The organism is Klebsiella sp. MS 92-3 (assembly GCF_000195655.1).
In the GTDB taxonomy this organism is placed as follows: Bacteria; Pseudomonadota; Gammaproteobacteria; order Enterobacterales; family Enterobacteriaceae; genus Klebsiella; species Klebsiella pneumoniae.
The window spans coordinates 19,281-23,327 of the sequence record NZ_GL882824.1 but is presented as its reverse complement, the minus strand read 5'-3'; the positions used below and the strand labels follow the sequence as shown (position 1 = coordinate 23,327).

At 61.2% G+C, this 4,047-nt stretch carries 6 protein-coding genes; 5 read left to right on the top strand and 1 reads right to left on the bottom strand.

The features are described from left to right. The 5 genes from hycE to hycI all read left to right on the top strand — a co-directional run. Positions 1-1,416, top strand: a 1,416-nt coding sequence (gene hycE, locus HMPREF9538_RS10190; RefSeq protein ID WP_009485503.1) for a formate hydrogenlyase subunit HycE, incomplete at its 5' end; no start/stop codon positions are given. 9 nt (positions 1,417-1,425) lie between these two features. Then, on the top strand, positions 1,426-1,968 hold the full coding sequence (locus tag HMPREF9538_RS10195; RefSeq protein ID WP_002914893.1) for a formate hydrogenlyase complex iron-sulfur subunit: 543 nt from the start codon (positions 1,426-1,428) through the stop codon (positions 1,966-1,968). After that, positions 1,968-2,735, top strand: coding sequence for an NADH-quinone oxidoreductase subunit B family protein (locus HMPREF9538_RS10200; RefSeq protein WP_009485502.1), 768 nt, complete (start codon positions 1,968-1,970; stop codon positions 2,733-2,735). The genes HMPREF9538_RS10195 and HMPREF9538_RS10200 overlap by 1 nt, the downstream gene beginning before the upstream one ends. Then, the gene (locus HMPREF9538_RS10205; protein ID WP_002914887.1) at positions 2,732-3,142 is read left to right on the top strand and encodes a formate hydrogenlyase maturation HycH family protein; all 411 of its coding nucleotides are present in this window, start codon (positions 2,732-2,734) and stop codon (positions 3,140-3,142) included. Before HMPREF9538_RS10200 ends, HMPREF9538_RS10205 begins: the two co-directional genes overlap by 4 nt. Continuing rightward, positions 3,135-3,605 carry a hydrogenase maturation peptidase HycI gene (gene hycI, locus HMPREF9538_RS10210; RefSeq protein WP_004174683.1) on the top strand — a complete coding sequence of 157 codons (471 nt, stop codon included), beginning with the start codon at positions 3,135-3,137 and terminating at the stop codon, positions 3,603-3,605. The genes HMPREF9538_RS10205 and hycI overlap by 8 nt, the downstream gene beginning before the upstream one ends. On the opposite strand, the gene HMPREF9538_RS0127990 is transcribed toward hycI, so the two are convergent. After that, a complete protein-coding gene (locus HMPREF9538_RS0127990; protein ID WP_002914883.1) occupies positions 3,602-3,910 on the bottom strand; it encodes a SymE family type I addiction module toxin in 309 nt (102 codons plus the stop codon). The genes hycI and HMPREF9538_RS0127990 overlap by 4 nt on opposite strands. Positions 3,911-4,047: the final 137 nt, after the last annotated feature.

Sequence of the window (4,047 nt, the reverse complement as noted above, 5' to 3'; positions counted from 1 at the left end):
CCGGAATCCCCGTCGGTGACGCCGCGCGTCCCGGCGGCGGTATGGGGCGAGCGCGAAGTGCGCGATATGTACGGCCTGGTGCCGGTCGGCCTGCCGGACGAACGCCGGCTGGTGCTGCCGGACGACTGGCCGGACGAACTCTATCCGCTGCGCAAAGACAGCATGGATTATCGCCAGCGTCCGGCGCCGACCACCGACGCCGAAACCTACGAGTTTATTAACGAGCTCGGCAGCAAGAAAAACAACGTGGTGCCGATCGGCCCGCTGCACGTCACCTCTGATGAACCTGGCCACTTCCGCCTGTTCGTTGACGGCGAGAACATTATCGACGCCGACTACCGCCTGTTCTACGTCCATCGCGGGATGGAAAAGCTGGCGGAAACCCGCATGGGTTATAACGAAGTGACCTTCCTGTCGGACCGGGTGTGCGGCATCTGCGGCTTTGCCCACAGCACCGCTTACACCACCTCGGTGGAGAACGCGATGGGCATCGTGGTGCCGGAGCGGGCGCAGATGATCCGCGCCATTCTGCTGGAGGTGGAACGCCTGCACTCGCACCTGCTGAACCTCGGTCTGGCCTGCCACTTTACCGGCTTTGACTCCGGCTTTATGCAGTTCTTCCGCGTGCGCGAAACCTCGATGAAGATGGCAGAGATCCTTACCGGCGCGCGTAAAACCTACGGTCTGAACCTGATCGGCGGGATCCGCCGCGACCTGCTGAAAGAGGACATGATCCAGACCCGTCAGCTGGCGCAGCAGATGCGTCGCGACGTGCAGGAGCTGGTGGATATGCTGCTCAGCACGCCGAATATGGAACAGCGTACCGTCGGTATTGGCCGTCTGGATCCGGAAATCGCCCGCGACTTCAGCAACGTCGGCCCGATGGTGCGCGCCAGCGGCCACGCCCGCGACACCCGCGCCGACCACCCGTTTGTCGGTTACGGCCTGCTGCCGATGGAAGTCCACAGCGAGCAGGGCTGCGATGTGATATCTCGCCTCAAGGTGCGGATCAACGAGGTTTACACCGCGCTGAATATGATTGATTTCGGTCTCGATAACCTGCCGGGCGGCCCACTGATGGTGGAGGGGTTCACCTATATTCCGCACCGCTTCGCGCTGGGCTTCTCCGAGGCGCCGCGCGGCGACGATATCCACTGGAGCATGACCGGCGACAACCAGAAACTGTACCGCTGGCGCTGCCGGGCGGCGACTTACGCCAACTGGCCGACCCTGCGCTATATGCTGCGCGGCAACACCGTTTCCGATGCGCCGCTGATCATCGGCAGCCTCGACCCGTGCTACTCCTGTACTGACCGCATGACCGTGGTCGATGTACGCAAGAAGAAGAGCAAAGTGGTGCCATACAAAGAGCTGGAGCGCTACAGCATCGAGCGTAAAAACTCGCCGCTGAAATAAGGAATCGCCATGTTTACCTTTATTAAAAAAGTTATTAAGACCGGCACCGCGACGCACGCCTACCCGCTGGAGCCGATGCCGGTGGACAAAAACTTTCGCGGCAAGCCGGAGCATACGCCACAGCAGTGTATCGGCTGCGCGGCCTGCGTGAACGCCTGCCCGTCGAACGCCCTGACGGTCGAGATCGATCTGGCCACTAACCAGCTGGCGTGGCAGTTCAACCTCGGGCGTTGTATCTTCTGCGGTCGCTGTGAAGAGGTGTGCCCGACGGCGGCCATTAAGCTGTCGCCGGAGTATGAGCTGGCGGTGTGGAAGAAAGAGGATTTCCTCCAGCAGTCGCGCTTCGCTATCTGCCACTGCCGGGAGTGCCAGCGTCCGTTCGCGGTGCAGAAGGAGATCGACTACGCCATCGCGCTGCTCAAGCATAACGGCGATACCCGCGCCGAGCTGCACCGCGAAAGCTTCGAAACCTGCCCGGAATGCAAGCGCCAGAAATGCCTGGTGCCGTCCGATCGTATTGAACTGACCCGCCATATGAGGGAGGCCAGCTGATGAGTACTTTACTTGGCCCGCGCGATGAAAACGGCATTCCCGTGCCGATGACGGTGGATGAATCCATCGCCAGCATGAAGGCCTCGCTACTGAAGAAGATTAAACGTTCGGCCTACGTCTACCGCGTCGACTGTGGCGGCTGCAACGGCTGCGAAATCGAAATTTTCGCCACCCTTTCGCCGCTGTTCGACGCTGAACGCTTCGGGATTAAGGTGGTGCCTTCGCCGCGCCATGCCGATATTCTGTTGTTTACCGGGGCAGTGACTCGCGCGATGCGCTCCCCGGCGCTGCGCGCCTGGCAGTCGGCGCCGGATCCGAAGATCTGTATCTCCTACGGCGCCTGCGGCAACAGCGGCGGCATCTTCCACGACCTGTACTGCGTCTGGGGCGGTACCGATAAAATCGTACCGGTCGACGTCTATATTCCGGGCTCCCCGCCGACGCCAGCCGCCACGCTGTACGGCTTCGCCATGGCGCTTGGCCTGCTGGAGCAGAAAATTCATGCCCGTCTGCCGGGTGAGCTCGACGAACAGCCGACCGAGCTGCTGCATGCCGATATGGTGCAGCCTCTGCGGGTGCGCATCGATCGCGAAGCGCGGCGTCTGGCGGGCTACCGCTATGGACGGCAGATTGCCGATGACTATATGCGTCTGCTTGGCCAGGGCGACAGCCAGGTGCTGCGCTGGCTGGAGGCGGAGAAAGATCCGCGTCTGACCGAGATCGTCACCCATCTCAACCAGGTGGTCGAGGGGGCGCGTATCCGATGAGCGAGACGGTGGTGTTCAGTCAGCTGAGCCGTAAATTTATTGATGAGAACGACGCCACGCCGGATCAGGCGCAGCAGGTGGTCTATTACAGCCTGGCGATTGGCCACCACCTCGGCGTCATCGACTGTCTGGAGGCGGCGCTGAGCTGCCCGTGGGACGCGTATCTGGCATGGATCGCCACCCTTGAGGCCGGAAGCGCCGCGCGGCGCAAAATGGAGGGCGTGCCGAAGTATGGCGAAATCGTCATCGACAGCAGTCATGTGGCGATGCTGGCCAACGCCTTTGATAAAGCGCAGTCCGCGCAGACCCCGCAGCAGCAGGCGTGGAGCAAAACCCTGCTCAGCATGCTGCATGATATTCACCAGGAGAGCGCCATCTACCTGATGGTGAGGAGATTACGTGACTGACGTTTTACTCTGTGTCGGCAACAGCATGATGGGCGACGACGGCGCCGGCCCGCTGCTGGCGGAGATGTGCGCGGCGAACCCGGCCGGCCAGTGGGTGGTCATCGACGGCGGCAGCGCGCCGGAAAACGACATCGTGGCGATCCGCGAATTACGCCCCGAACGCCTGCTGATTGTCGATGCCACCGATATGGGCCTAAACCCCGGCGACATTCGCATCATCGATCCCGACGACATCGCCGAGATGTTTATGATGACCACCCATAACATGCCGCTCAACTATCTGGTCGATCAGCTGAAAGAAGACGTCGGCGAGGTGATTTTCCTCGGCATTCAGCCGGATATCGTCGGTTTTTATTATCCGATGACCCAGCCGGTGAAAGAGGCCGTTGCCCGGGTGTATCAGCAGTTGGCAGGCTGGCAGGGCAAGGGCGGCTTTACTCAGCTGGAGGCCGCGGACGACTAGCCCTGCGGCGAACCGGGCTCTCCGCCGGCGCACGACTGGCCGGAAGGGAGCCCCGTTCCCGGCGCTGCCAGCTCAAGATTCTCTATCACTAATTTACCGGGCGACACCGAGACTCTGACCTGCGTGCCGACCGGAAACCCCGCCTGCTCCAGCCAGTCGCCGTTTAAGCTTAATGCCGCGTGGCGGGTGTAGCGCCGCGTCTCCCGCGTTTTGCGGTCCTCATGGCGTTTTCTGACATATCCCACGGTTAACTGGCGAATGGCCCTGGCTATCCCTCTGGCTGCGGTAGGGTGCTGTGCGCTCATGATGTGCTCCTTGCTGAAGATACCCCTGTAAAAGTACTGGATAAAATACCAGTTATTGTAAACAGGTGGCAAACCAGAAACTGGAATCAGGCTCGAGAAAAAAGCATGTAATGGATGCAACAGATAGCCGACGCCCC

Coding starts and splice junctions, on each gene's coding strand:
- HMPREF9538_RS10195 (WP_002914893.1), top strand. CDS start 1,426: ATGTTTACCTTTATTAAAAAAGTTATTAAGACCGGCACCGCGACGCAC.
- HMPREF9538_RS10200 (WP_009485502.1), top strand. CDS start 1,968: ATGAGTACTTTACTTGGCCCGCGCGATGAAAACGGCATTCCCGTGCCG.
- HMPREF9538_RS10205 (WP_002914887.1), top strand. CDS start 2,732: ATGAGCGAGACGGTGGTGTTCAGTCAGCTGAGCCGTAAATTTATTGAT.
- HMPREF9538_RS0127990 (WP_002914883.1), bottom strand. CDS start 3,910: ATGAGCGCACAGCACCCTACCGCAGCCAGAGGGATAGCCAGGGCCATT.